This is a genomic window from Qipengyuania sp. GPGPB31 (genome assembly GCF_038396345.1).
Lineage (GTDB): Bacteria > Pseudomonadota > Alphaproteobacteria > Sphingomonadales > Sphingomonadaceae > Qipengyuania > Qipengyuania citrea.
Genome location: NZ_CP149572.1, coordinates 2,019,721 through 2,043,233, shown reverse-complemented (window position 1 = coordinate 2,043,233; position 23,513 = coordinate 2,019,721). Strand labels below are relative to the sequence as shown.

Sequence of the window (23,513 nt, the reverse complement as noted above, 5' to 3'; positions counted from 1 at the left end):
CGTGATTCATCTGCCGGTCTGGCCGTAAGGGCTGCCAGGGCTGGTTGGACGTGTCTCTGTCAAGGAGATGAAAATGCCCAAGCTTAAGACCAAAAGCGGTGTGAAGAAGCGCTTCAAGATCACTGCGACCGGCAAGGTCAAGCATGGTGTCGCCGGCAAGCGCCACCGCCTGATCAGCCACAATGCGAAGTATATTCGCCAGAACCGCGGCACCACTGTCCTGTCGGAAGCCGACAGCAGAACGGTGAAAAAGTGGGCCCCCTACGGCCTCGACTGAGCGCGAATTAAGGAGAATACGAAATGCCTCGCATCAAACGCGGCGTCACCACGCGCCAGAAGCACAAGCGTCTACTGGATCAGGCGAAGGGCTATCGCGGCCGTCGCAAGAACACGATCCGCGTCGCCCGTCAGGCCGTCGAAAAGGCCGGCCAGTACGCCTATCGCGACCGCAAGGTTAAGAAGCGCAGCTTCCGCGCGCTGTGGATCCAGCGCATCAATGCCGCGGTCCGCGCAGAAGGTCTTACCTACTCGCAGTTCATGCACGGGACCAAGCTCGCCGGCATCGAACTCGACCGCAAGGTCATGGCCGACCTGGCGATGAACGAATCGGCCGCCTTCAAGGCGATCATCGATCAGGCCAAGAAGGCGCTGCCCGCCTAAGTTGCGGTCCGTACCCGGAATTGCGAAGGGCGCTCCGTATGGGGCGCCCTTTTGCGTTGGGCCGCTTGCCGCCGTCCGCCAAGGCGTTATGAGCTTTTGGCAGGGGAAACGGGGGGCGCGTGGCCGAGGGTGATGTGATCGATGTGCGCTTCTTCGCACCGCCGGCCGATCTGGCGCATTGCTTCACGACATTCTACCGGCTGGAAGTGAATGTTCCGCCAGGCGAAAAGCTCGAGGACTGGCTGCAGCCCGAATGGGGCAACCTTCGCTTCTTCACCGATGATCCTCCGACTGCGCAAGCGCTCAAGGGCCCGCGCGTCGATGGCGCCCGTTTCCAGGCGACCGGTCCCAGTTCCTGCATGACCCACTTCACGCTCGGCCGTACCCGCATGTGGGGCATCGGCCTGCGTCCGCTCGGCTGGGCACGGTTCGTCGCCGACGATGCCAGCGCACATGCCAACACGGTGGTCGATGGCGAAGCGGCACCGCCGTTCGCGCGCTTTGCCCCGCTATGCGATGTCCTGTGCACGCGGGCCCGGTCCGATGAAGAGCAGTTCGATGCGCTGTCCAGCTTCTTTCGCCAGCTTGCCGAACCTCCGCGCGACCAGCCGCGGATCCAGCGGGTGCACGAGGTCATGGTCGACCCGCGGCTGCTGCAGGTCGAGGAGTTCGCCCGGCGCAGCGGCTTGTCCAAGCGAACGCTGGAGCGCGTGTGCGCCCGCCATTTCGGGTTCGCACCGCGTCTGCTGCTGCGCCGGCAACGGTTGATGCGCAGTCTTGCGGCATTCATGCTCGAACCCCGCGCCAGCTGGTCCGCAGTGATCGACCGCCATTACCACGACCAGTCGCATTTCGTGCACGAGTTCCACGCTTTCATGGGCTGCACACCGAGCGACTACGCCGCGCAGCCGCATCCCGTCCTGAGTGCGTTCATGGCCGAGCGCAAGCGGATATGGGGATCACCCGTACAGACGCTCGATCCGCCGACATAGCGGTCGATCAACGGATGCTTTTTTGCTAGCCGGGATGCCAAGGGCGTTTTCACGATGATTTTGACGCATCAGGGCCGGTCATATTCTTGCGCGGAGAACCCGCGATGAGCACGGGGGAAGCGCCGGCGGGTGTCGCGCTGCGGTTCTTCCTGCCGCCCCGCCGATTGCGTCCCTTCATCACCACCCTCTACCACATGGAAATCTCAGGTGCCGAGGACGAGCCGGTGGTCGACTGGCTCCATCCCGAATGGGCCAATCTGCGCATCATTCCCGAACGCACAGTCGCAGCCGGGATGCGCGGCCAGCCGCTCGAGCGCATGCCGCGGGCGGTAATGGCCGGGCCGACCAGTTTCGCCACGCATTTCAGCGCATACACCGGCCGGTCGTGGGGTATCGGCCTGATGCCGCGGGGGTGGGCGCGGCTGACCGATACGCCCGCCAGCGCCTACGCCGATCGGTACAGCGACGTCGAGAAAGACCCCGCGTTCGATCATCTGCGGAGCCTGTGCGCCTGTGTCCCCGCAGCAAACGGAAATCTCCTTGCCGAACGCGACGCCCTGGTGCGCGGACTGGACCGTCTGCTGGCGCAGCCCGTCGCGCGCGAAGAGGACATCCTGCGTCTGGAGGAGGCGCTGACCGACCCACGGTTCCACACCGTGGCCGAACTGGCTGAAGCGCTGGGGATGAGCCCGCGGACGATGGAACGGTTCTGCAGCCGGGTGTTCGGGTTCTCGCCCCAATTGCTGCTGCGCCGCCAGCGCTTCGTGCGCAGCCTGGCCAAGTTCATGCTCGATCCCTCGCTTAAATGGATCGACACGCTCGACGGACATTATCACGATCAGGCGCACTTCGTCCGCGACTTCAAGCGCTTCATGTTGATGTCGCCGAGCGAATACGCCGGCCGGCCCCACCCGGTGCTGGCTGCAGCAGCGCATGCGCGTCTGGCCGTAGCGGGTCAGGCGATGCAGGTCCTGCACGAACCCAGCGCCGATTGAGCACAGCGGATCCTGCGGGCCGATCACCAAACTGGGCTTTAGCATTGGGGCACTTGGCGCTAGGGCCAGCGGGTAGTCCCATCCGACAGTTCCAAGCCAGGCAGAATGACCGACCTCGACCAACTCAAGACCGATGCGCTGACGCGGATCGAAGATGCTCCCGATGCAGCGGCGCTCGAAGCGCTGCGGATCGAATTCCTCGGCAAGCAGGGATCGATCTCGGGCTTGATGAAAACGCTCGGCAAGATGTCGCCCGAAGACCGGCAGGTGCAGGGTCCGCTGCTCAACAGTCTGCGCACCGCGGCCGCCGATGCGATTGCCGCGCGCAAGGCCGTGCTCGAGGATGCGGAGCTCGAAGCGCGCCTTGCCACGGAAGGCCTCGACCTGACGCTGCCGGCGCCAGCCATGCCGAGCGGCTCGGTCCATCCGGTCAGCCAGGTGATGGACGAACTGGCGGAAATCTTCGCCGACCTCGGCTTCTCGGTTGCCACCGGTCCGGAGATCGAGGACGACTGGCACAATTTTACCGCGCTCAACATGGCCGAAACGCATCCTGCGCGGGCGATGCACGACACCTTCTATTTCCCCGACCACGATAGCGACGGGCACCGCATGCTGCTGCGCACGCATACTTCGCCGGTGCAGATCCGCTCGATGGTCGAGGTTGCTTCAAAGGATGCAGGGGGCGCGCCGATCCGGATCATCGCCCCGGGCCGCGTCTATCGCAGCGACAGCGATGCGACGCACACGCCGATGTTCCACCAGGTCGAAGGTCTGGTGATCGATCGCGATATTCACCTGGGCCATCTCAAGTGGACGCTGGAGACCTTTCTCAAGGCCTTCTTCGAACGCGACGACATCGTGCTGCGCCTGCGCCCGTCCTATTTCCCCTTCACCGAGCCGTCGGTCGAGGTCGATGTTGGCTGGCAGGATGTGAAGGGTCGCCGCGTGCTCGGCGGGGACGGCGATGCACCGGGCCATGGCTGGATGGAACTGCTGGGCAGCGGCATGGTCAACCGCCGCGTGCTCGAGTTCGCCGGGCTCGATGCCGACGAATGGCAGGGCTTCGCTTTCGGCGTGGGCGTCGACCGCCTCGCCATGCTCAAATACGGGATGGACGATTTGCGGGCCTTCTTCGATGGCGACGGACGCTGGCTCGATCATTACGGCTTCAGCCCGTTCGACCAGCCGACCCTTTCCGCAGGCGTAGGAGCGAAGGCATGAAGTTCTCGCTCGAATGGCTCGAACACTTCCTCGACACCGATGCTTCGGTGCCGGAAATCGCAGCTGCGCTCAACCGAATCGGCCACGAGGTCGAAGGCATCGAGGACCCGGCGGAAAGGCTCGCAGGGTTCCGCGTCGCCAAGGTGCTGACCGCCGCCAAGCATCCCGATGCCGACAAACTGCAGGTGCTGAGCGTCGACACGGGCGAGGGCGATCCGCTGCAGGTCGTCTGCGGCGCGCCCAATGCGCGTGCGGGCATGAAGGGGGTGCTGGGCCTGCCCGGCGCGGTGGTTCCGGCCAATGGCATGGAACTGCGCAAGAGCGCGATCCGCGGGGTCGAATCGAACGGCATGATGTGTTCGGTGCGCGAGCTCGAACTGGGCGATGAACACGACGGAATTATCGAACTGCCCGAGGACGCGCCGGTCGGCACCAGCTTTGCCGAATACAGCGATGCCTCGCCGGTGTTCGACGTCGCGATCACGCCCGACCGGCCCGATTGCATGGGCGTGATGGGCATTGCGCGCGATCTGGCTGCCGCGGGGCTGGGGACGTTCAAACCGGTCGACGCGCCTGCCATCACGGGTGACGGCGCGTGCTCGGTTGAAGTGAAGATCGAGGACACGGAAGGCGTCCCGGCCTATTTCGCCCGGGTGATCCGCGGCGTCCGCAACGGGCCGTCGCCCGAGTGGATGCAGCGCCGGCTCAAGGCGGCCGGCCAGCGGCCGATCAGCGCGCTGGTCGATTGCACCAATTACCTGATGTTCGCGACCGGGCGCCCGGCGCATGTCTACGACCTCGCCAAGCTGAGCGGGGCGATGGTCGCCCGCCGCGCTGCCGCTGGTGAGAGCGTCGAGGCGTTGAACGAGAAGACCTACACGCTCGACGAGACGATGACCGTGATTGCCGATGATAGCGGCGTCCATGATATCGGCGGGATCATGGGCGGGGCGCATTCGGGCGCGGCCGATGACACTTGCGATGTCCTGCTCGAGATCGCCTATTTCGATCCCGAACGCATCGGTGTGACCGGGCGCAAGCTGGGTCTTGCTTCCGATGCACGTACGCGCTTCGAGCGTGGCGTCGACCCGGCGTTTCTCGACGACGGTCTGGCGCTGCTGACCGATCTGATCGTCCAGACCTGCGGTGGCCACCCGACAGAGGTGGTGCGCGTGGGCGAGCCGCCTGCCGAAGCGAAGATCGTGGCATTCGATCCCGCGCTGACTGCGCGTCTGGGCGGTGTCGAAATCGGCGAAGTTGAACAGCGCCGCATTCTCGAAGCGCTCGACTTCACCGTCGGGGCCGACTGGCAGGTCACCTGTCCGCTACGCCGCCATGATATCGAGGGCGCGGCCGACCTGGTCGAGGAAGTGGTCCGCATTTACGGTCTCGATCACGTTGCCAGCACCGCGCTACCCCGCGCCGAAGGCGTGGCCACGCCGACCGCATCGCCGCAGCAGCAGCTCGAACGCAAATTGCGCCGCGCTGCAGCGGCACGCGGACTCAACGAAGCGGTGACCTGGTCCTTCCTCCCCACCGCCGAGGCCGAGCATTTCGCCGACGGGGCACGGCTGTGGGTGCTCGACAACCCGATCAGCGAAGACATGAAGGCGATGCGGCCTTCATTGATCCCCGGCCTGCTGTCGGCCGCTAAGCGCAATGCCGATCGCGGGAGCGACGGGTCGCGTCTGTTCGAGCTTGGACGCCGCTATTTCCGCGGCAAGGGCGGGGCGAGCGACGAGAAACCGACGCTGGGTGTCGTCCTTGCAGGCGACAAGACGCCGCGCGGCTGGGCGCAGGGCAAGGCCAAGCAATTCGATGCCTTCGACGCCAAGGCCGAAGCCGAAGCGTTGCTCGCTGTTGCCGGTGCACCGGTCGGCAATCTCATGGTGATGGGCGAAGCGGGGAGCCAGTTCCACCCCGGCCAGTCGGCCACTTTGCGCCTCGGCCCGAAGAACGTGCTCGCCCGGTTTGGCGCGCTGCATCCCAAGACGCTGAAGACCTTCGATATCGAGGGTCCGGTCATGGCAGTCGAAGTGTTCCTCGATGCCATACCCGCCAAGCGGGGCGGCGGCAGTTTCGCGCGCGCACCCTATGCGCCCCCGGTGCTCCAGCCGGTCACCCGCGACTTTGCTTTCCTCGTTCCTGCCGATCTCGCCGCCGGCGATCTGGTGCGGGCAGTGAGGGGGGCGGACAAGGCCGCCGTGGTCGATGCCCGCGTGTTCGACGTCTTTGCGGGCCAGGGCGTGCCCGAAGGCAAGAAATCGGTCGCGGTCGAGATCGTGCTACAGCCGGGCGACAAGAGTTTCACCGATGGCGAGATCAAGGCGATTGCCGACAAGGTCGTCGCCGCGGCCGGCAAACAGGGCGCGGAGCTACGCGGATGACCAGGACAGCTTTCGTGACCGGCGCCACAGCGGGCATTGGCGAGGCCACTGTCCGCACACTGGTGGCAAGCGGCTGGCGCTGTATTGCGACCGGTCGCCGCAAGGAGCGGCTTGATGCGCTGGTGGAAGAGTTGGGCGCGGACAAGGTCCACGCTGCGGCTTTCGACGTGCGCGATATCGAGGGGATGGAAGCCGCACTCGCAGCCTTGCCCGAACCCTTCGCCGGAATCGACCTGCTGGTGAACAATGCCGGCCTCGCCCGCGGGCTAGCACCCGCGCAGGAAGCCAGCCTCGACGACTGGCAGACCATGATCGACACCAATGTCACGGCAATGGTGGTGCTTACCCGCAAGCTCCTGCCAACGCTGATCGAGCGCAAGGGCGCGATCATTGCGATCGGTTCGGTGGCGGGCAATTATGTCTATCCGGGCGGCAACGTCTATGCAGGCTCCAAGGCCTTCGCGAACCATTTCACGCTCGCGCTGCGCGCCGACCTGCATGGTACCGGCGTACGCGTGACCAGCATCGAACCGGGGATGGTCGAGACCGAATTCACGCTGGTACGCACCGGCAGCCAGGATGCCAGTGATGATCTCTACCGCGGGGCGAACCCGATGACCGGGCAGGATATCGCCGACATGATCAAATGGGTCGCCGAACTGCCTCCGCATCTCAACATCAACCGGCTCGAACCGATGCCGGTGAACCAGGATTTCGCCGGCTTTCGGGTGGCGAGAGAGCACCACTGACCGTCACCCCCGCGACGGCGGGGGTCCAGCCGACCTTTCCGCCCGTTGATATGTTATCTGGATTTCCGCCTGCGCGGGAATGACGAGGAAAGTTGAAATGTCGAACCGCCGTACCTTCGCGATCATTTCGCACCCCGACGCGGGCAAGACCACGCTGACCGAAAAGCTGCTGCTGACCGGCGGCGCGATCCATCTGGCGGGCGAGGTCAAGGCGCGCGGACAGGCGCGGCGCGCGCGGTCTGACTGGATGAAGATCGAGCAGCAGCGAGGCATCTCGGTGACCAGCTCGGTCATGACCTTCGAACGCGAAGGCATCACCTTCAACCTGCTCGACACGCCGGGGCACGAAGACTTCTCCGAAGACACCTACCGCACGCTGACCGCTGTCGACAGCGCGATCATGGTGATCGATGCCGCCAAGGGTATCGAGCCGCAAACGCGCAAGCTGTTCGAGGTCTGCCGCCTGCGCAGCGTGCCGATCATCACCTTCGTCAACAAGGTCGACCGCGAGGGCCGCCCCGTATTCGAGCTGCTGGACGAGATCGCGGACATGCTCGCGCTCGATGTCAGCCCGCAGGCCTATCCGGTCGGCATGGGCGGCGAGTTCGAAGGCGTGCTCGATTTCGCCAGCGGCTGCGTCGCGCGGCCGGAGGGACCGAGCAAGGAATTCCTCGGCACGCGCGACTGCGATGCGCAAATCCCCGAGCGCTTCGCGGAAAACATCGAACTGGCTCAGATCGGCTATCCCGAATTCGATCTGGAGGCCTATCGCAGCGGCGACCTCACCCCGGTCTATTTCGGCTCGGCCCTGAAGAATTTCGGCGTCACCGAGCTGATCGAGGCGATTGCGAAATACGCCCCGCCGCCGCGTCCGCAGCCTGCGGGAGATGAGCATATCCCGCCGACCCGCGACGAGGTCACCGGTTTCATCTTCAAGGTCCAGGCGAACATGGACCCCAACCACCGCGACCGGATCGCCTTCATGCGGCAGGTCTCGGGGACCTTCAAACGCGGCATGAAGCTGACGCCGAGCGGGCTGGGCAAACCGGTGGCGATCCATTCGCCCATCCTGTTCTTCGCGCAGGACCGCGAGGTGGCCGATACGGCCGAACCGGGCGATATCATCGGCATTCCCAACCACGGCACGCTGCGGGTGGGCGATACGCTGTCCGAAAAGAACGTGATCCGCTTTACCGGCCTGCCCAATTTCGCACCCGAAATCCTTCGCCGTGTAGCGCTGGTCGATCCGACCAAGACCAAGCAATTGCGCAAAGCGCTCGATGACCTTTCGGAAGAGGGCGTGATCCAGGTGTTCTATCCCGAGCTTGGTGGGCAGTGGATCATCGGCGTCGTTGGTCAGCTCCAGCTCGAAGTGCTGATCAGTCGCTTGTCTGCCGAATATAAGGTCGAAGCCAAACTCGAAGCGTCGCCCTTTACCACTGCGCGCTGGGTCAGGGGGGATGCGAAGGCGTTGGCGGAATTCGAGAAATTCAACCTGTCGACGCTGGCCAAGGATCGCGACGGCGATCTGGTGTTCATGGCCAAGAGCCCGTGGGACGTGAACTACCAGCAGGAAAAGAACCCCGACCTCACCTTCTCGGCGACGAAGGAGCGGTAGGCTTGCGGGCACGGCGGCGACGCGGCATGGAAATCGCATGACGCTACATGCCGGACCGACCTCGCAGACCTTCATCTCGCAGCGCCTGCGCCTGCACTATCTCGACTGGGGCAATCGCGGAAAGCCCCCGCTGGTCCTCGTGCACGGCGGGCGCGACCATGCGCGCAGCTGGGACTGGGTGGCCGAGCAATTGCGCGAGGACTGGCATGTGGTCGCGCTCGATCACCGTGGCCACGGTGACAGCGACTGGGTCAGCGATGGCAATTATTCGGCGAACGACATGGTCTACGACCTTGCCCAGCTGATCCACCAGCTGGGTGTCGGACCGGTCACCATCGTCAGCCACTCGATGGGCGGCAATGTCTCGCTGCGCTATGCCGGAACCTTTCCCGACATGGTCAAGAAGATCGTGGCGATCGAAGGGTTGGGCCCCAGCCCCAAACGGCAGGCCGAAATGCGCGCCGATCCTTATCCCGAGCGCCTCAACGAATGGATCGGCAAGAAACGCGCCGCTTCGGGACGCAGTCCGCGCAAATACGACAGCATAGAAGCGGCATTCGCGCGCATGATCGAGGAGAACAGCTATCTCACCGAGGAGCAGGCGCGCCACCTGACCGTGCATGGGGTCAACCGCAACGAAGACGGCACCTACAGCTGGAAATTCGACCCGCATCTCAACGTCTGGGCGGTAGAGGACATCGCCGATGAATTCCTCTACCAGACCTGGGCGGCGATCAGCGCGCCGACACTGCTGCTCTATGGCGCCGACAGTTGGGCGTCCAACCCCGAAGGCGACGGCCGGCTCGACCACTTTGCCAATGCCGAAGTGATCGAGTTCGAGAACGCGGGTCACTGGCTGCACCACGATCAGTTCGACCGTTTCATGGCGACGCTGCGCGATTTCCTCTGACGTGAACTCCGCGTGCAGCTGACTTTCGCCAGCTACAACATCCACAAGGGTGTCGGGCTCGATCGCAAGCGCGATCCCGAGCGCATCCTGTCGGTGCTGCACGAGATCGATGCCGATATCGTCGCGCTGCAGGAAGCCGACCGGCGGATCGGCGAGCGCGCCAGCGTGCTCCCGCGCGCGGAGATCGACGACACCCACTGGCGCGTGATCGAGGTGGCCAAGCGTCCGCGGAGCATCGGCTGGCACGGCAATGCGCTGCTTGTGCGACGCGACCTTGAGATCCTCTCGGGCGAAGCGCTCGACCTGCCGACGCTCGAACCGCGCGGTGCCGCATGCGGTGAAATCGTCGTCGAAGGCCGGCCCCTGCGGGTGATCGGCACGCATCTCGACCTGTCCGGACTGCGCCGCCGCGACCAGATCCGCTCGCTGCTGGCTTTCGTGGGCGCTTGCAACCGCGATCTGCCGACCGTGATCATGGGCGATTTCAACCAGTGGGGGCGCACCACCGGGGCCATGCGCGAGTTCTCTTCCGACTGGCAGATCGTAACGCCCGGGCGCAGCTATCCCAGTCGGCAGCCGGTTGCCACGCTCGACCGGATCGTGGCCAGCAAGCATTGGCGGCTGGTCGAAACCGAGGTCCATCATACCGGCCTCGCCGCCGTGGCATCGGATCATCTGCCGGTCATTGCCAAGCTGGAATTGCTTAAATAACAGGCAGGCGCCCAATCATTGGGCAATCAACTGCGCTCATCCGCTCCTCCTGCGTTCGATTTGTACCGAAATCGCGTTTGGCACGCACATTGCTGACTGTGATCCCGCCGGTGCTTGGCCGGTGGATCACACAGGGGGTGAAGGCGTGAAATTCATCATCGCAGTCATCAAGCCATTCAAGCTCGACGAAGTGCGCGAAGCGCTCGGCGGCATTGGAGTGGCGGGAATGACCGTTACCGAAGTCAAGGGTTTCGGCCGCCAGAAGGGCCAGACCGAAATCTACCGCGGCGCCGAATATTCGACCAACATGCTGCCCAAGGTGAAGCTCGAAATTGCGGCAAGCGACGATCTCGCCGCGCAGGTCGTCGAGACGATCCAGCAGACCGCCAGCACCGAAGCCATCGGCGATGGCAAGATCTTCGTCTTCGACCTGGCCAGCGCCACGCGCATCCGCACCGGCGAAACCGGCGACACCGCGCTTTGAGGGGGCATCCGCACATGACCAGAAAACATCTCTACACTGCACCCCTGGCGCTCGCCGGGTTGCTCGTTTCCGCCCCTGCCTTTGCGCAGGAAGCGGTCCTTCCCGAAGCCGCGGAAGCGGTCTCGGGCGGCACCGCCTATATCCTCAACACCCTGCTGTTCCTGATCGGCGGTTTCCTCGTCATGTGGATGGCCGCTGGCTTTGCCATGCTCGAAGCCGGGCTGGTGCGTTCGAAGAACGTCTCGGTCCAGTGTCTCAAGAACATCGGGCTCTACTCGATTGCGGGCCTGATGTTCTGGGTGATCGGCTACTCGATCGCCTATCCGGGTTTCGAAGGCGGGTTCATCGGCGTCGCCGATTTCCCCTATGCCATGCAGGGCGTGGGTGAAGCCGATACCGGCACCGGCTATTCGGTCGCCTCCGACTGGTTCTTCCAGATGGTATTCTGCGCGACCACCGCATCGATCGTTTCGGGCACCGTGGCCGAACGCATCAAGATCGTGCCCTTCTTCATCTTCGTCACGCTGCTGACCGGCTTCATCTATCCGGTCATCGTCAGCTGGGAATGGGGCGCCGGCTGGCTCGACGCCATGGGCTTCTCCGACTTCGCGGGTTCGACGCTGGTGCACTCGACCGGTGGCTGGGCTGCGCTGATGGGTGCGCTGATCATCGGCCCCCGTCTGGGTCGCTACACTGCCAAGGGCATGACCGTGTTCCCCGGGTCGAGCATCCCGCTCGCGACGCTGGGTACGTTCATCCTGTGGCTCGGCTGGTTCGGCTTCAATGGCGCCTCGCAGCTTGCGATGGGCACCGTGTCCGACGTGTCCGACGTGTCGAAGATCTTCGTCAACACCAACATGGCGGCAGCTGCCGGCGTGGTCGTGGCGATCATCCTGACCCAGCTGCGCTATGGCAAGGCCGACACCACCATGGCGCTCAATGGCGCACTGGCCGGTCTCGTCGCCATCACCGCCGAACCGCTGACCCCCAATGTGGGTATGGCGATCGTGATCGGCGGCATCGGCGGCGCACTGCCCGTGATCTTCGTGCCGCTGCTCGACAAGCTCAAGATCGACGACGTCGTCGGTGCGATCCCGGTTCACCTCGTGGCTGGCATCTGGGGTACGCTCGCCGTGCCGCTGACCAACACCGAAGTGCCGTTCATCGCGCAGCTTACCGGCGTGGTGGCAACCGGTGCCTTCGTCTGCATCACCTCGGCCATCGTCTGGTTCGCCCTCAAGGCCACCATCGGCGTACGTCCGAGCGAAGAAGAAGAATTGGCCGGTCTCGACGTCGGTGAAACCGGCATCGAAGCCTACCCGGAATTCTCCCGGGCCAATTGATTACCAGTTCGGCGGGGCGCCTTCTCTCTCTCCTCTCTCTCCCGGCGCCCCGCCTACCCATGTTCCTCCTGCGAACACCGACTTAATTGGGCCGGAGATCAACTCTCCGGCCCCTTTTTTTGGTCGGGTCGCACAGCGGGGCCGCGGTGATCGCTTGTGACGCTCGCACATATGAAAACGGGCCGGAGGAAACCTCCGGCCCGTTCGTCTTTCCGGCCATGTCAGCGGGGTCAGGCTGCGAGGGCGTCCTTGACGAAATCGGCGCAGCGTTCGCCGATCATGATGCTCGGTGCATTGGTGTTGCCCGAAACCAGCCGCGGCATCACGCTCGCATCCGCGACATACAGGCCCTCGATCCCCCCCGCCTTGAGCGTGTGATCGACCACCGCATCGCTATCGCCGCCCATCCGGCAGGTGCCGACCGGGTGATAGACCGTATCGGCGCGGTTGCGGATCATGGCGTCGAGCGCGGCATCGTCTTCCAGATCGATCGGATAGCGATCCTGCGGGTCGTATTTCGCCAGGCTGGGCGAGGATACGATGCGGTGCGACAGTCGCACGCCTGCGCGCAGCGTTGCCATGTCGCGCTCATCATCGAGGAAATTGGGATCGATCCGGGGCGCCATTCGCGCGTCGGCGCCGTTCAGCCGCACCGTCCCCCGGCTTTCGGGCCGCAGGACGCAGGCATGCAGCGAGAAGCCGTGACCTTTCACCTTCGTGCGTCCGTGATCCTCGAGCATGGCGGGAACGAAGTGCCACTGGATGTCGGGCGCCGGGGCATCGGGCATGACCTTCCAGAACCCGCCCGCTTCGGCATAGGGCGTGGTCATGATGCCGGTGCGCTTGCGGCGGTGCTCGATGATGGCCTTTGCCATGCGGACCGTACCCGCCAGGCTGTCGCCGATCAGATCCTTGCTCTCGGTCTGCCAGCTCGACACATAGTCGATATGGTCCTGCAGGTCCGCGCCGACCGCCGGCTTGTCGAGCACGACGTCGATACCGTGCTCCTTGATATGGGCGCCCGGTCCGATGCCCGACAGCATTAGTAGCTGCGGCGTGTTGAAGGCGCCGGCGGACAGCACCACCGCGCCCCGGGCAGTGACCGTACGTTCCTTGTCGCCGACCGAATAGGTCACGCCGGTAACGCGGCCGTCCTTGATCACCAGCCGCTGGACGCTGACCCCGATGCGGACGTCGAGATTTTTCGAACCGCGCTTCGGTTCGACATAGGCGCGCGCGGCCGACCAGCGTTCGCCGTTCTTCTGGGTAACCTGATAAAGCCCGAAACCGGCCTGTTCCTCGCCGTTGAAATCGGTGTTGCGTGGGAGCTGCAACTGCGCTGCCGCCTCGACAAAAGCGACGCTGCCCGGATTGGGCCATTTCTGGTCCGAAACCCACAGCGGCCCCGAAGCCCCGTGATAGGCGTCGCCGCCGCGCACGTTATGCTCTGCCCGCTTGAAATAGGGCAGCACGTCCTCGTAGCTCCAGCCGGTGCAGCCGAGCTCGGCCCAATTGTCGTAATCCCAGCGATTGCCGCGGATATAGATCATCGCGTTGATCGCCGAAGACCCGCCCAGTCCGCGCCCGCGCGGCTGGTAACCAACGCGGCCGTTGAGCCCTTTCTGGGGCACCGTTTCGTAGCGGTAGTTCGACCCTTCGCGCAGAAACGGCATCAGGCCTGGCGTCTTGACCAGAATGGTGTCGTTGCGCGGTCCGGCCTCCAGCAGGCATACGCTTTTCCCGGCCTCGGCCAGTCGACCGGAAACCGCGCTGCCCGCGCTGCCGCCACCGATCACGATGACATCGAATTCGTCCATGGTATCTCCTCTCGATTCGAGAGGTTAGGCAGCCTCGGCGTCGCCCGCAATCAGGTTTTCAGATGAAACGGACTTTTCCGTCGACCCGGTCCGTTCGAGCCAGTCGCTGCGGATCTGGTCGGATGTCTGGCGACTGCCATCGTGCGTCCAGCCCGGTTCGCGCAGCAGGTAGGACAGCTTGTGCTTCCACGGCGCGCGCCACATGTCCTGCGCAATCCCGATCCATTCGTGAAAGACCGCCCATAGCAGGTTGAAACTGCCCAGTTGCTTGACGATGCCGTAGCGGATTTTTTCGCCCCGCACTTCGGGTTCGAAGGTGCCGAACAGCTTGTCCCAGACAATGAAGACCCCGGCATAGTTGCGGTCGAGATAGCGCGGGTTGGTTGCATGGTGCACGCGGTGATGGCTGGGCGTGTTCATTACCGCTTCGAACCAGCGCGGCATCCGGTCGATTGCCTCGGTATGGATCCAGAACTGGTAGATCAGGTTGAACCCGCCGCAGATCGCGATCATCGCCGGGTGGAAACCCAGCAGCACCAGCGGGAGGGCGAAGACGAAACCCAGTGTGAGAAAGCCGGTCCAGGTCTGACGCAGTGCGGTGGACAGGTTGTAATGCTGGCTCGAATGGTGGTTCACATGGCTGGCCCAGAACCAGCGAACGCGGTGACCGAACCGGTGGACCCAGTAATATTTCAGGTCGTCGAGCACGAAGCACAGCGCGAAGGCCCACCAGGTCCACGGCACGTCGAACAGGCGGAATTCCCACAACCCCATGTACAGCGCGACGAACACGCCGCCGAACAGCAAAGCGGAAACGGTGCTGCCCAGTCCAAAGGCGAGGCTGGTGAGCGTATCCCGCGGTTCGTAGGCATCGCGCCGTGCGCGGCGGGCCCACAGCATCTCGATCAGGACCAGCGCAACGAAGCCGGGCACGGCATATTCTGTCGGCGAGAAATCGGGCATGGTGGCTATTCCTGTATCGCTTCTACCGCGCGAACCCAAGCGCGCGGGTCGTCGAGCACAAGGCGCGCAGCGCCGAAGCGCTTTTCCGCGGTGTCGATTACCAGCGCTTCCCCGTCGCTGCTGGCCCGTGCCTGCGGGGTCAGTATCCGGCCCGCGAAATGGCCGCCATGCGGGCGCAACAGCAGGACCCTGCCGCCGGCATCGCGCAATATCGCGCCGCGTCCGTCGCGATCGAGCCCGATGGCCACGGGCGCAAAACCGCTGACCGCTTCATCGGCGGCTGTCCGCGCATCCTCTTCGTTGGCCAACTCCGGCGGCGGACCGAGCTTGAGCCAATAGGCCAGGCCCGCCAGTGCGAGAATGGCGATCAGCGATCCGGCGAACTGGAGCGTGGCGGCTGAAAAATCCATGTCGTAGGCGATTGGCATGCGGCGCGCTTTCCGGCAAGCAGGACCCAACAGGGAGACGCCAATGAAATCGCTCGCCATTCTTGCTGCCGGGGCAGCACTGGTTGCTTCACCGCTCGCCGCCCAGCAAGCCGATCCGATCGCGCAGGTCGAAGCGCAGCAGGAGCGCACCCAACGGGTGGCCCAGCAGATCTGGGACTTCGCCGAGCTCGGATATCTCGAGACCCGCTCGAGCGGCCTGCTGATCGACGAGCTGGAAGGTGCCGGCTTTTCGATACGCCCCGGCGTGGCGGGCATCCCCACTGCGTTCGTGGCCGAATGGGGAGACAGCGGGCCGGTCATCGGCCTGCTGGCGGAATTCGACGCGCTGCCGGGGATCACCCAGTCCGCGCAGCCGACGCGGGATCCGGTGGCCGACAAGCATGCCGGCCATGCCTGCGGGCACAATCTGTTCGGTGCCGGTTCGCTGAGCGCGGCCATCGCGATCCGCAATTGGCTCGAAGCCACGGGCACACCGGGCCGGGTCCGCCTATATGGCACACCGGCAGAAGAGGGCGGATCGGGCAAGGTCTACATGGCGCGCGCTGGCCTGTTCGACGATGCCGATTTCGTGATCGACTGGCACCCGGCAGACCGCAATTCGGCGGCCTCGCGCAAAAGCCTCGCCAACCGCTCGGGCAAGTTCCGTTTCCGCGGTGTTTCAGCCCATGCGGCGGGTGCGCCCGAACGCGGGCGCTCGGCGCTCGACGGGGTCGAGGCGATGAACATGATGGTCAACATGATGCGCGAACACACCAGCATGGATACGCGCATCCATTACGTGATCACCAGCGGCGGGGCAGCGCCCAATGTCGTGCCCGACTTCGCCGAAGTCTTCTATTACGTCCGCCATTCGGATGCGGACGAGGTGCGGGCACTGTGGCCCCGGCTCGAGGCTGCGGCGCAGGGTGCGGCGATGGGAACGGGGACCGATGTCGATTGGGAGATCATCCACGGCAACAATCCCACGCTGCCGCTCGAATCGCTGCAGACCATGATGGATGCCAAGCTGCGCCAGCTCGAGCCGATTGCCTATACTGCTGAAGAGCTGGCCTGGGCCGGGACGATCCGCGACAGCCTGGGCGAGGATGCCCCGGCCCTGGCGCAAGCGCAGGAGGTCGAGGACTATGCCGTGCTGACCGGATATGGCTCGACCGACGTCGGCGATGTAAGCCGCGCGGTGCCGACCGTGAGCGTGCGCACGGCGACCTGGGTTCCCGGAACGGCGGCGCACAGCTGGCAGGCGGTCGCCGCCAGCGGCCACAGCTACGGGGCGAAGGGAACGCAGCAGGCTGCCAAGGCCATGATCCTCGCTGCCGTCGAACTGTACACCAACCCGCAGCTACGCGAGCAGGCCAAGGCCGAATTCATCGCCGAGCGGGGCGAGGATTACGTCTACGAATCGCTGCTTGGCGACCGCGAGCCGCCGCTCGATTATCGGCAGTGATCACTCAGCCGCACGGGCGGCGAACATATCCATCGCGGGGCGCACGGGGCTGACATCGTAGCCGACCGCCGCAGCGGCCTCGGCAATCGCGTCGGGGTCGCCGCCGCTGCGCGCCTTGGCGAGCGACCACAACAGGGTCGAACGCGTGCCCGAACGGCAGAAGCCGAGGACCGGGCCCTGCGCCGAGGCAAGCGCATCCTGCAGCCGTTCCACCTGCGGTTCGCTGAAGCCTGCGCTGCCGATCGGGATCGCCAGATAGTCCATCCCCGCAGCACGCGTCGCTGCTTCGATGGCGGCGCCTTCGGGCTGATCTGCCGCTTCCCCGTCGGGACGGTTGTTCACCACCAGCGCCATGCCCATCGCTGCCGCTTTGGAAATGTCCTGCGGGCTGACCTGCGGGCTAGCATAGAAAGTGTCCGAAAGTTTGCGGAATTCGCCCATTATACGTTCCCTCCAGCAGCCGCCTGTCGCGACACACGGCGATTGCGTTGCATGATGTTGAGCAGTTCGACACCGATCGAAAAGCCCATCGCGGCATAGATATAGCCCTTGGGCACGTGGAATCCGAAACCGTCGGCGATCAGCACCAGGCCGATCATCACGAGGAAGGCAAGCGCAAGCATCACCAGTGTCGGGTTCTTTTCGATGAACCTGGCCAGCGGATCGGCTGCCACCATCATGATCCCCACCGTGATCACGACTGCCATGACCATGATCGGGATTTCGTCGGTCATGCCCACCGCAGTCAGGATCGAATCGACCGAGAAGACGATGTCGATCGCTACGATCTGCGCGATTACCGCACCGAAGGTCGCCTTAGCGGCATCGGCGACCCCGGGGGTCTTGTCGAGCAGGTCACCCGAATCATCCTCCGGCTCCATCGAATGGTGGATTTCCTTGGTCGCCTTCCACAGCAGGAAGAGTCCCCCGGCCAGGAGGATCAGGTCGCGTCCCGAGAACGCGGTTTCGAAGCTGGGCTTGCCGTATTCGTTCGGGGCCCCGACGAGGCCGAGGTCGAACAGCGGGGCCTGCAATGTCACCAGCCAGCCGATCAGCATGAGCAGGCCGATCCGCATGATCAGGGCAAGCGCCAGCCCGATGCGCCGGGCCCGCTGTTGCTGGTGTTCGGGCAGCTTGTTCGACAGGATCGCGATGAAGATCAGATTGTCGACGCCGAGCACGACTTCGAGCGCGATTAGCGTGAGCAGCGCCAGCCAGGCGGCGGGATCGCTGAATAGGGCGAGTAAATCCATGCCTGCCCTGTGCCGAACCAAGTGGCTGCGTTCAAGCGATCATTCGCACGCAAAGCCTATGCGAAAATGTCACATTTCTGCGCTTTGCTGGTACTTGCAGCTAAATCATTCGCGCGTGGACATCTTTCGCGCTATAAAGGTTGCGTGAGGGTGGGTTTCGTGCCTGTCCGCGTCGGTGTGAACAGCAGTTCTTCGCTCTGGCGGGTTTGGATACTGGACTGCACGACAAGGTATTGTTCGAGTTATGGGTTACGACAGAGGGCGCCGCCGCGGTAAGGACAAGCGCGACGGTTTCGGCGAAGACGGTTACGACAATTTCGGCGGGCCCCCGTCCGATTTTGCTCCCCACGAGGCATTCCAGGGCGATCGTTTCGGCGGCGGTGACCGCGGTGGTGATCGTGGCGGCGGATTTGGCGGCGGCAATCGCGGTGGCGGTTTCGGCGGCGCCAATCGTGGCGGCGGCGGTGATCGCGGCGGCGGTGGCGGTGGCGGAGGCGGCGGCTTCAACCGCATGCCCGCTCAGGTCGTCGGCACCGGCAAGGGCACGGTGAAATTCTTCAACAGCCAGAAGGGTTTCGGTTTCATCCAGCAGGAAGGCGGCGGTGAGGACGTGTTCGTCCACATCAGCGCGGTCGAACGCGCGGGCCTCGAAGGCCTCGCCGAAGGGCAGGAACTGGAATTCAACCTCGTCGATCGTGGCGGCAAGGTGTCGGCGCAGGACCTCCAGGTCGTCGGCGATGTGATTGCCGTCGAATCGCGCGGTGACGCAGGCGGCGCACCCCGCCGCGAGCTGACGGGTGAGAAGGCGACCGGCACGGTCAAGTTCTTCAACTCGATGAAGGGCTTCGGCTTCCTGACTCGCGACGACGGACAGCCCGACGCTTTCGTTCACATCAGCGCGGTCGAGCGTTCGGGCCTCGCCGGGATCAACGAAGGCGAACGGTACGAATTCGATCTCGAAGTCGACCGACGCGGCAAGCATTCGGCGGTCAACCTCGTCCCTGCCCAGGGCTGAGGCCATGCCTCCCGCGATCCGGTTTGACCGGAACCGCGAGACGCAATAGATCGCTGGCAAACACGCAGATGGCGGTTCCTTCAGGGGCCGCCATTTGTCTTTCACCCCGAGAATGCACTGCCCAACCGGTGCCGCTGGAGGACCCATGTCGATTTCACCGCTGATGCCCGTCTACCCGCGCTGCGGCGTGCGCCCCGTAAAGGGCGAGCACTGTCATCTGATCGACGAGGATGGCACGCGCTATCTCGATTTCGCCAGCGGGATTGCCGTCAACCTGCTCGGCCACAGCCATTCGGGGCTTATCGGGGCGATCCAGCGCCAGGCCGAGACCTTAATGCATGTCTCCAACCTCTATGGCAGCCCGCAGGGTGAAGAACTGGCGCAGATGCTGGTCGACAAGACCTTCGCCGATACGGTGTTCTTCACCAATTCGGGTGCCGAGGCGGTCGAGGCGGCGATCAAGACGGCGCGGGCGTACCACCAGCATGACGACGGTGATGCGCAGCGTACCGAACTGATCACCTTCACCAACGCATTCCACGGGCGGACGATGGCGACGATCAGCGCCTCGAACCAGGAGAAGATGCACAAAGGCTTCATGCCGTTGCTTCCCGGGTTCCAATATGCGGAATTCGACAATCTCGACCACGCCAAATCGCTGATGAGCGACAAGACTGCCGGCTTCCTCGTCGAGCCGATCCAGGGCGAGGGCGGCATCCGTCCCGGTTCGGACGAGTTCATCCATGGCCTGCGCAAGCTGGCCGATGACAACGATCTGATGCTGGTGTTCGACGAAGTACAATGCGGTGTCGCAAGGACCGGCAAGCTCTACGCTTACGAGCATTACGGGATCGAGCCCGATATCATGGCGACCGCCAAGGGTATCGGCGGCGGCTTCCCGCTGGGTGCGTGCCTTGCCACCGAGAAGGCCGCTCGCGGAATGGGCTTCGGCACACACGGCTCGACCTATGGCGGCAACCCGCTCGCCATGGCAGCCGGGAAGGCGGTCATGGAAGCCGTAGCGAACGACACGTTCCTGAACGAGGTGGCCGGGAAGGGCGAGCGGCTGCGCAGCCGTCTCGAGCAGTTCATCGGCAATTACCCCGAAATGTTCGAGCTCGTCCGCGGCAAGGGCCTGATGCTCGGCCTCAAGATGAAAGTCGAAAGCCGGCCGTTCTTCGTCCACCTGCGCGACAACCACCAGCTGCTGACCGTGGCCGCGGGCGACAACACGCTGCGTATCCTGCCGCCGCTGGTGGCGGGCGACGCCGAATTCGACGAGTTCTTCGACAAGCTTTCGGCGGGCGCCGCAAGCTATGACGTAGCCGGCTAAGCGGAGCGACACGATGCGGCATTTCCTCGATCTTTCCGATGCAGGCGGGGACGCGATCGCCGCCATGATCAACGACGCGCAGGACCGCAAGGCGGCGCGGCAGGCCTGGCCGAAAGGCCGCGCCGATGCCGATGCGCCGCTGGCGGGCCATGTGCTGGGCATGATCTTCGAAAAGAATTCCACGCGCACCCGGGTCAGCTTCGATATCGCGATGCGGCAGCTGGGCGGTTCGGCGCTGATTCTCGATTCGGGCACCAGCCAGCTGGGTCGCGGGGAAAGCGTGGCCGATACCGCACGCGTGCTCAGCCGGATGGTCGACGCGATCATGCTGCGCACCGACGATCACGATAAGGCGCTGGAAATGGCGCGGCATGCGACCGTACCGGTCATCAACGGGCTCACCGACCGTTCGCATCCCTGCCAGATCGTTGCCGACCTGCTGACGGTGGTCGAACATGGCAAGGCGCTGCCGGGTCTCGAACTTGCCTGGCTCGGCGATGGCAACAATGTGCTGCATTCGATCCTCGAGGCTGCCGCGCTGATGAAGTTCAATGTCCGGGTCGGTACTCCGAAAGGCTATGAACCCGAGGCCGAATTCATCGACATGGCGCGTGCGGCCGGGTGCACAGTCACGCTGACCAACGATGCGCGGGAAGCCGTTGCCGACGCCGATATCGTCGTCACCGATACCTGGGTCTCGATGGGTCAGGAGCATGTCCATAACAAGCTGGCCGCGATGGCACCCTTCCAGGTTTCGGATGCGCTGATGGCATCGGCCAAGCGCGAAGCGAAATTCCTGCACTGTCTGCCCGCGCATGTCGGCGACGAAGTGACCAAGGAAGTCTTCGAAGGTGACCAGTCGGTTGTCTTCGACGAGGCGGAAAATCGCATCCACGCCCAGAAGTCGGTGCTGTTGTGGTGTTTCGACAAAATCTGATGGCGTTTCGCCCGCTCTAACATTTTGCCGAACGCGCACCATATGGCGGCGATGGACGCTATTCCCGCTACGACCGACGAAACATATTCGGATCGCCTGCTCGCCTTCACCATTCCCGCACGGCATGCGCGGGGACGGCTCGTGCGGCTCGATGAGACGCTCGATGTCATTCTTGCCGCGCATGATTATCCGCCGCCGATCACGCACCTGCTGGCCGAAACGCTGGTTCTTGCCGTGCTGATAGGCGGCCTGGTCAAGGATGACGGCTCGCAGGTCACCATGCAGGCACAGACGGAGGCCGGTGCAGTCAACCTGCTGGTTTGCGACTACAAGGGCGGAGAATTGCGCGGCCATGTCGATTTCGACCCGGCCAAGCTGGCTGAACTCGGCGCCAACCCTTCGCTGTTCGCGCTGTTCGGCAAGGGCTATCTGGCGATCACCTTCGATCTCGCCGGTGGACAGGGGCGGTATCAGGGAATCGTCCCGCTCGAGGGCGACACGCTGGCCGAAGCGTGCGAGCGCTACTTCTATCAGTCGGAACAGGTCCCCACGCTGCTCCGCTGCGCGGTCCGGTCCGATGACGACGGCGTGCGCGCTGCGGGCCTGCTGGTCCAGCATCTGCCCGAAGGCGAGGAAGGCCGCGAGCGCCTCCATGCCAAGCTCGATCATCCCGAATGGGAACATGTCGCGATCCTCGCCGGTTCGCTGCGCCATGACGAACTGCTCGACGACGAGCTTTCGCTTGAGGCGATCGCCTGGCGGCTGTTCCACGAGGAAACCGAAGTGCGCGTCCAGCCAGGGGCTGCCATTGCGCGCGGCTGCCGCTGCTCGGTCGAACACTACCGCTCGGTTCTCGAACGGTTTCCCGAAGACCAGCGGGTCGAAATGCGCGACCCTGACGGGATCGTCCGGGTCGATTGCGCATTCTGCTCGAAACAGTTCGAGATAACTGTCTGACGAGACGTGTCGTTGTTTTACAACGGTTCAGAGTGATTGTGATGTAATGCAGGCGAATCACGGGCGCGTCTGGTTTCACGGACGAAAGGTCAATTCCGATATGGCTCGCAAACGGGCATTCATTCTCGCGGCGCTTGGTGCGCCGTTCGCACTTTTGGCGGTTCCGGGCGTTGCGCAGGCATCGCTCGACATGCTCGATACGCTCGACCGGGGCGAATGGGAGCTGCGCTTCCGCGACGGTGGCAATGTGCGCAAGATCTGCCTGCGCACGGGGCGTGAATTCCTCCAGCTTCGCCATCCGGGGACGAACTGCAACCGGTTCGTCGTCGAGAACAGCGCCAGCGACGTCACGGTGCAATACACTTGCCGCGGCAATGGATATGGACGGACCCATATCCGCAAGGAATCGACCGGACTCGTCCAGATCGATGGCCAGGGGATCGCCGGGGGCAAGCCCTTCCAGTTCACCGCCGAAGCGCGCCAGATGGGCCGCTGCAACTGATCGCCCGGCTTGCAGCGCGCTGCATTCGCGCATAGCGGGCGGGCATGACCCAGTCCGACACTCCCGGCCCCGCCGTCATCCTGCTTTCGGGCGGGCTCGATTCCATGGTAACTGCTGCAATCGCGCGCGAACGGGGGCATTCGCTTCATGCGCTGACGATCGATTATGGCCAGCGGCATATCCGCGAGCTGCAATCGGCGCGGGCAATCGCCGAGAAACTGGAAGTCGAGCGGCATGTCGAGCTGCCCCTCGATCTGCGCCAGTTCGGCGGTTCGGCGCTGACCGACGAGATCGATGTTCCCAAAGACGGTGTCGGCGACACGATCCCCGTTACCTATGTGCCTGCCCGCAATCTGGTGTTCCTGGCGCTGACGACGGCTTTCGCTGAAACTGCGGCGTCGCGCGATATCTTTATCGGGGTGAACGCACTCGATTACTCGGGTTATCCCGATTGTCGTCCAGAGTTCATCGCGAGCTTCGCGGAAACCGCGCGGCTAGGCACCAAGCAGGGTGTCGAGGGTCGGCCGTTCGCGATCCATGCTCCGCTGCAGCACATGTCCAAGGCCGATATCGCGCGCGAATGCGACCGGCTGGGGCTCGACCCGGCGTGGAGCTGGTCGTGCTACGATCCGACGGCGGAGGGTCAGGCCTGCGGAACATGCGATTCATGCCGCCTGCGCCGAAAAGGCTTTGCCGACGCGGGGCTTGTCGATACCACCCCCTACTCAGAGGATATAACGCAATAGCGGAGTGGGGATGTGACCGAAGCG

General features: G+C 64.1%; 24 protein-coding genes. 19 read left to right on the top strand and 5 right to left on the bottom strand.

Annotated elements, in window-relative coordinates:
• Positions 1 to 73: 73 nt before the first annotated feature.
• From rpmI to WKH79_RS10195, 12 genes are all read left to right on the top strand, one after another.
• Complete coding sequence (gene rpmI / locus WKH79_RS10250; protein WP_050601380.1) at positions 74 to 277, top strand: 50S ribosomal protein L35; 204 nt, start codon at positions 74 to 76, stop codon at positions 275 to 277.
• Positions 278 to 300: 23 nt separating this feature from the next.
• Positions 301 to 660, top strand: a complete 360-nt coding sequence (gene rplT, locus WKH79_RS10245) for a 50S ribosomal protein L20 (RefSeq protein ID WP_050601379.1) — start codon at positions 301 to 303, stop codon at positions 658 to 660.
• A gap of 119 nt (positions 661 to 779) precedes the next feature.
• Positions 780 to 1,652 (top strand): AraC family transcriptional regulator, encoded by an 873-nt coding sequence (locus WKH79_RS10240; RefSeq protein WP_341858798.1) that lies wholly within the window; start codon positions 780 to 782, stop codon positions 1,650 to 1,652.
• Positions 1,653 to 1,756: 104 nt separating this feature from the next.
• Positions 1,757 to 2,647, top strand: coding sequence for a helix-turn-helix domain-containing protein (locus tag WKH79_RS10235; protein ID WP_341858797.1), 891 nt, complete (start codon positions 1,757 to 1,759; stop codon positions 2,645 to 2,647).
• Positions 2,648 to 2,752: 105 nt separating this feature from the next.
• Complete coding sequence (gene pheS, locus WKH79_RS10230; protein ID WP_341858796.1) at positions 2,753 to 3,871, top strand: phenylalanine--tRNA ligase subunit alpha; 1,119 nt, start codon at positions 2,753 to 2,755, stop codon at positions 3,869 to 3,871.
• A complete protein-coding gene (pheT, locus tag WKH79_RS10225) occupies positions 3,868 to 6,258 on the top strand; it encodes a phenylalanine--tRNA ligase subunit beta (RefSeq protein WP_341858795.1) in 2,391 nt (796 codons plus the stop codon). The genes pheS and pheT overlap by 4 nt, the downstream gene beginning before the upstream one ends.
• Positions 6,255 to 7,007, top strand: coding sequence for an SDR family NAD(P)-dependent oxidoreductase (locus tag WKH79_RS10220; protein WP_230832299.1), 753 nt, complete (start codon positions 6,255 to 6,257; stop codon positions 7,005 to 7,007). The genes pheT and WKH79_RS10220 overlap by 4 nt, the downstream gene beginning before the upstream one ends.
• Before the next feature lie 97 nt (positions 7,008 to 7,104).
• On the top strand, positions 7,105 to 8,625 hold the full coding sequence (locus WKH79_RS10215) for a peptide chain release factor 3 (RefSeq protein ID WP_341858794.1): 1,521 nt from the start codon (positions 7,105 to 7,107) through the stop codon (positions 8,623 to 8,625).
• Positions 8,626 to 8,662: 37 nt separating this feature from the next.
• Entirely contained in the window at positions 8,663 to 9,535 is an 873-nt protein-coding gene (locus WKH79_RS10210; RefSeq protein WP_341858793.1) for an alpha/beta hydrolase, read from the top strand.
• Positions 9,536 to 9,547: 12 nt separating this feature from the next.
• Positions 9,548 to 10,246 carry an endonuclease/exonuclease/phosphatase family protein gene (locus WKH79_RS10205; protein WP_050601372.1) on the top strand — a complete coding sequence of 233 codons (699 nt, stop codon included), beginning with the start codon at positions 9,548 to 9,550 and terminating at the stop codon, positions 10,244 to 10,246.
• Positions 10,247 to 10,391: 145 nt separating this feature from the next.
• On the top strand, positions 10,392 to 10,730 hold the full coding sequence (locus tag WKH79_RS10200) for a P-II family nitrogen regulator (RefSeq protein WP_050601371.1): 339 nt from the start codon (positions 10,392 to 10,394) through the stop codon (positions 10,728 to 10,730).
• Positions 10,731 to 10,744: 14 nt separating this feature from the next.
• Positions 10,745 to 12,073 (top strand): ammonium transporter, encoded by a 1,329-nt coding sequence (locus WKH79_RS10195; protein ID WP_050601370.1) that lies wholly within the window; start codon positions 10,745 to 10,747, stop codon positions 12,071 to 12,073.
• A gap of 230 nt (positions 12,074 to 12,303) precedes the next feature.
• Here WKH79_RS10195 and WKH79_RS10190 read toward each other — a convergent pair whose 3' ends face one another.
• Genes WKH79_RS10190 through WKH79_RS10180 form a run of 3 tightly spaced genes read right to left on the bottom strand, consistent with a single transcriptional unit; the run spans position 12,304 to position 15,263 of the window.
• A complete protein-coding gene (locus tag WKH79_RS10190; RefSeq protein WP_341858792.1) occupies positions 12,304 to 13,890 on the bottom strand; it encodes a GMC family oxidoreductase N-terminal domain-containing protein in 1,587 nt (528 codons plus the stop codon).
• Between the two features lie 24 nt (positions 13,891 to 13,914).
• Positions 13,915 to 14,853, bottom strand: coding sequence for a sterol desaturase family protein (locus WKH79_RS10185; protein WP_050601368.1), 939 nt, complete (start codon positions 14,851 to 14,853; stop codon positions 13,915 to 13,917).
• 5 nt (positions 14,854 to 14,858) lie between these two features.
• Entirely contained in the window at positions 14,859 to 15,263 is a 405-nt protein-coding gene (locus WKH79_RS10180; protein WP_341858791.1) for a hypothetical protein, read from the bottom strand.
• Between the two features lie 61 nt (positions 15,264 to 15,324).
• Between WKH79_RS10180 and WKH79_RS10175 the strand changes: the two genes are divergently transcribed.
• Positions 15,325 to 16,746, top strand: a complete 1,422-nt coding sequence (locus WKH79_RS10175) for an amidohydrolase (RefSeq protein WP_341858790.1) — start codon at positions 15,325 to 15,327, stop codon at positions 16,744 to 16,746.
• On the opposite strand, the gene WKH79_RS10170 is transcribed toward WKH79_RS10175, so the two are convergent.
• On the bottom strand, positions 16,747 to 17,187 hold the full coding sequence (locus tag WKH79_RS10170) for a TIGR01244 family sulfur transferase (protein WP_341858789.1): 441 nt from the start codon (positions 17,185 to 17,187) through the stop codon (positions 16,747 to 16,749).
• Complete coding sequence (locus tag WKH79_RS10165) at positions 17,187 to 17,999, bottom strand: TerC family protein (RefSeq protein WP_050601364.1); 813 nt, start codon at positions 17,997 to 17,999, stop codon at positions 17,187 to 17,189. Before WKH79_RS10165 ends, WKH79_RS10170 begins: the two co-directional genes overlap by 1 nt.
• Before the next feature lie 244 nt (positions 18,000 to 18,243).
• Here WKH79_RS10165 and WKH79_RS10160 point away from each other — a divergent pair, with 244 nt between their 5' ends.
• The 6 genes from WKH79_RS10160 to queC all read left to right on the top strand — a co-directional run bounded on the left by WKH79_RS10160 (position 18,244) and on the right by queC (position 23,489).
• Positions 18,244 to 19,014, top strand: coding sequence for a cold-shock protein (locus WKH79_RS10160; RefSeq protein ID WP_341858788.1), 771 nt, complete (start codon positions 18,244 to 18,246; stop codon positions 19,012 to 19,014).
• Between the two features lie 145 nt (positions 19,015 to 19,159).
• A complete protein-coding gene (locus WKH79_RS10155) occupies positions 19,160 to 20,347 on the top strand; it encodes an aspartate aminotransferase family protein (RefSeq protein ID WP_341858787.1) in 1,188 nt (395 codons plus the stop codon).
• Positions 20,348 to 20,360: 13 nt separating this feature from the next.
• Complete coding sequence (gene argF, locus WKH79_RS10150) at positions 20,361 to 21,284, top strand: ornithine carbamoyltransferase (protein WP_341858786.1); 924 nt, start codon at positions 20,361 to 20,363, stop codon at positions 21,282 to 21,284.
• 51 nt (positions 21,285 to 21,335) lie between these two features.
• Entirely contained in the window at positions 21,336 to 22,241 is a 906-nt protein-coding gene (locus WKH79_RS10145; RefSeq protein WP_341858785.1) for an Hsp33 family molecular chaperone HslO, read from the top strand.
• Positions 22,242 to 22,341: 100 nt separating this feature from the next.
• Positions 22,342 to 22,743, top strand: coding sequence for a hypothetical protein (locus WKH79_RS10140; RefSeq protein ID WP_341858784.1), 402 nt, complete (start codon positions 22,342 to 22,344; stop codon positions 22,741 to 22,743).
• 44 nt (positions 22,744 to 22,787) lie between these two features.
• Complete coding sequence (queC, locus tag WKH79_RS10135; protein WP_063512168.1) at positions 22,788 to 23,489, top strand: 7-cyano-7-deazaguanine synthase QueC; 702 nt, start codon at positions 22,788 to 22,790, stop codon at positions 23,487 to 23,489.
• Positions 23,490 to 23,513: the final 24 nt, after the last annotated feature.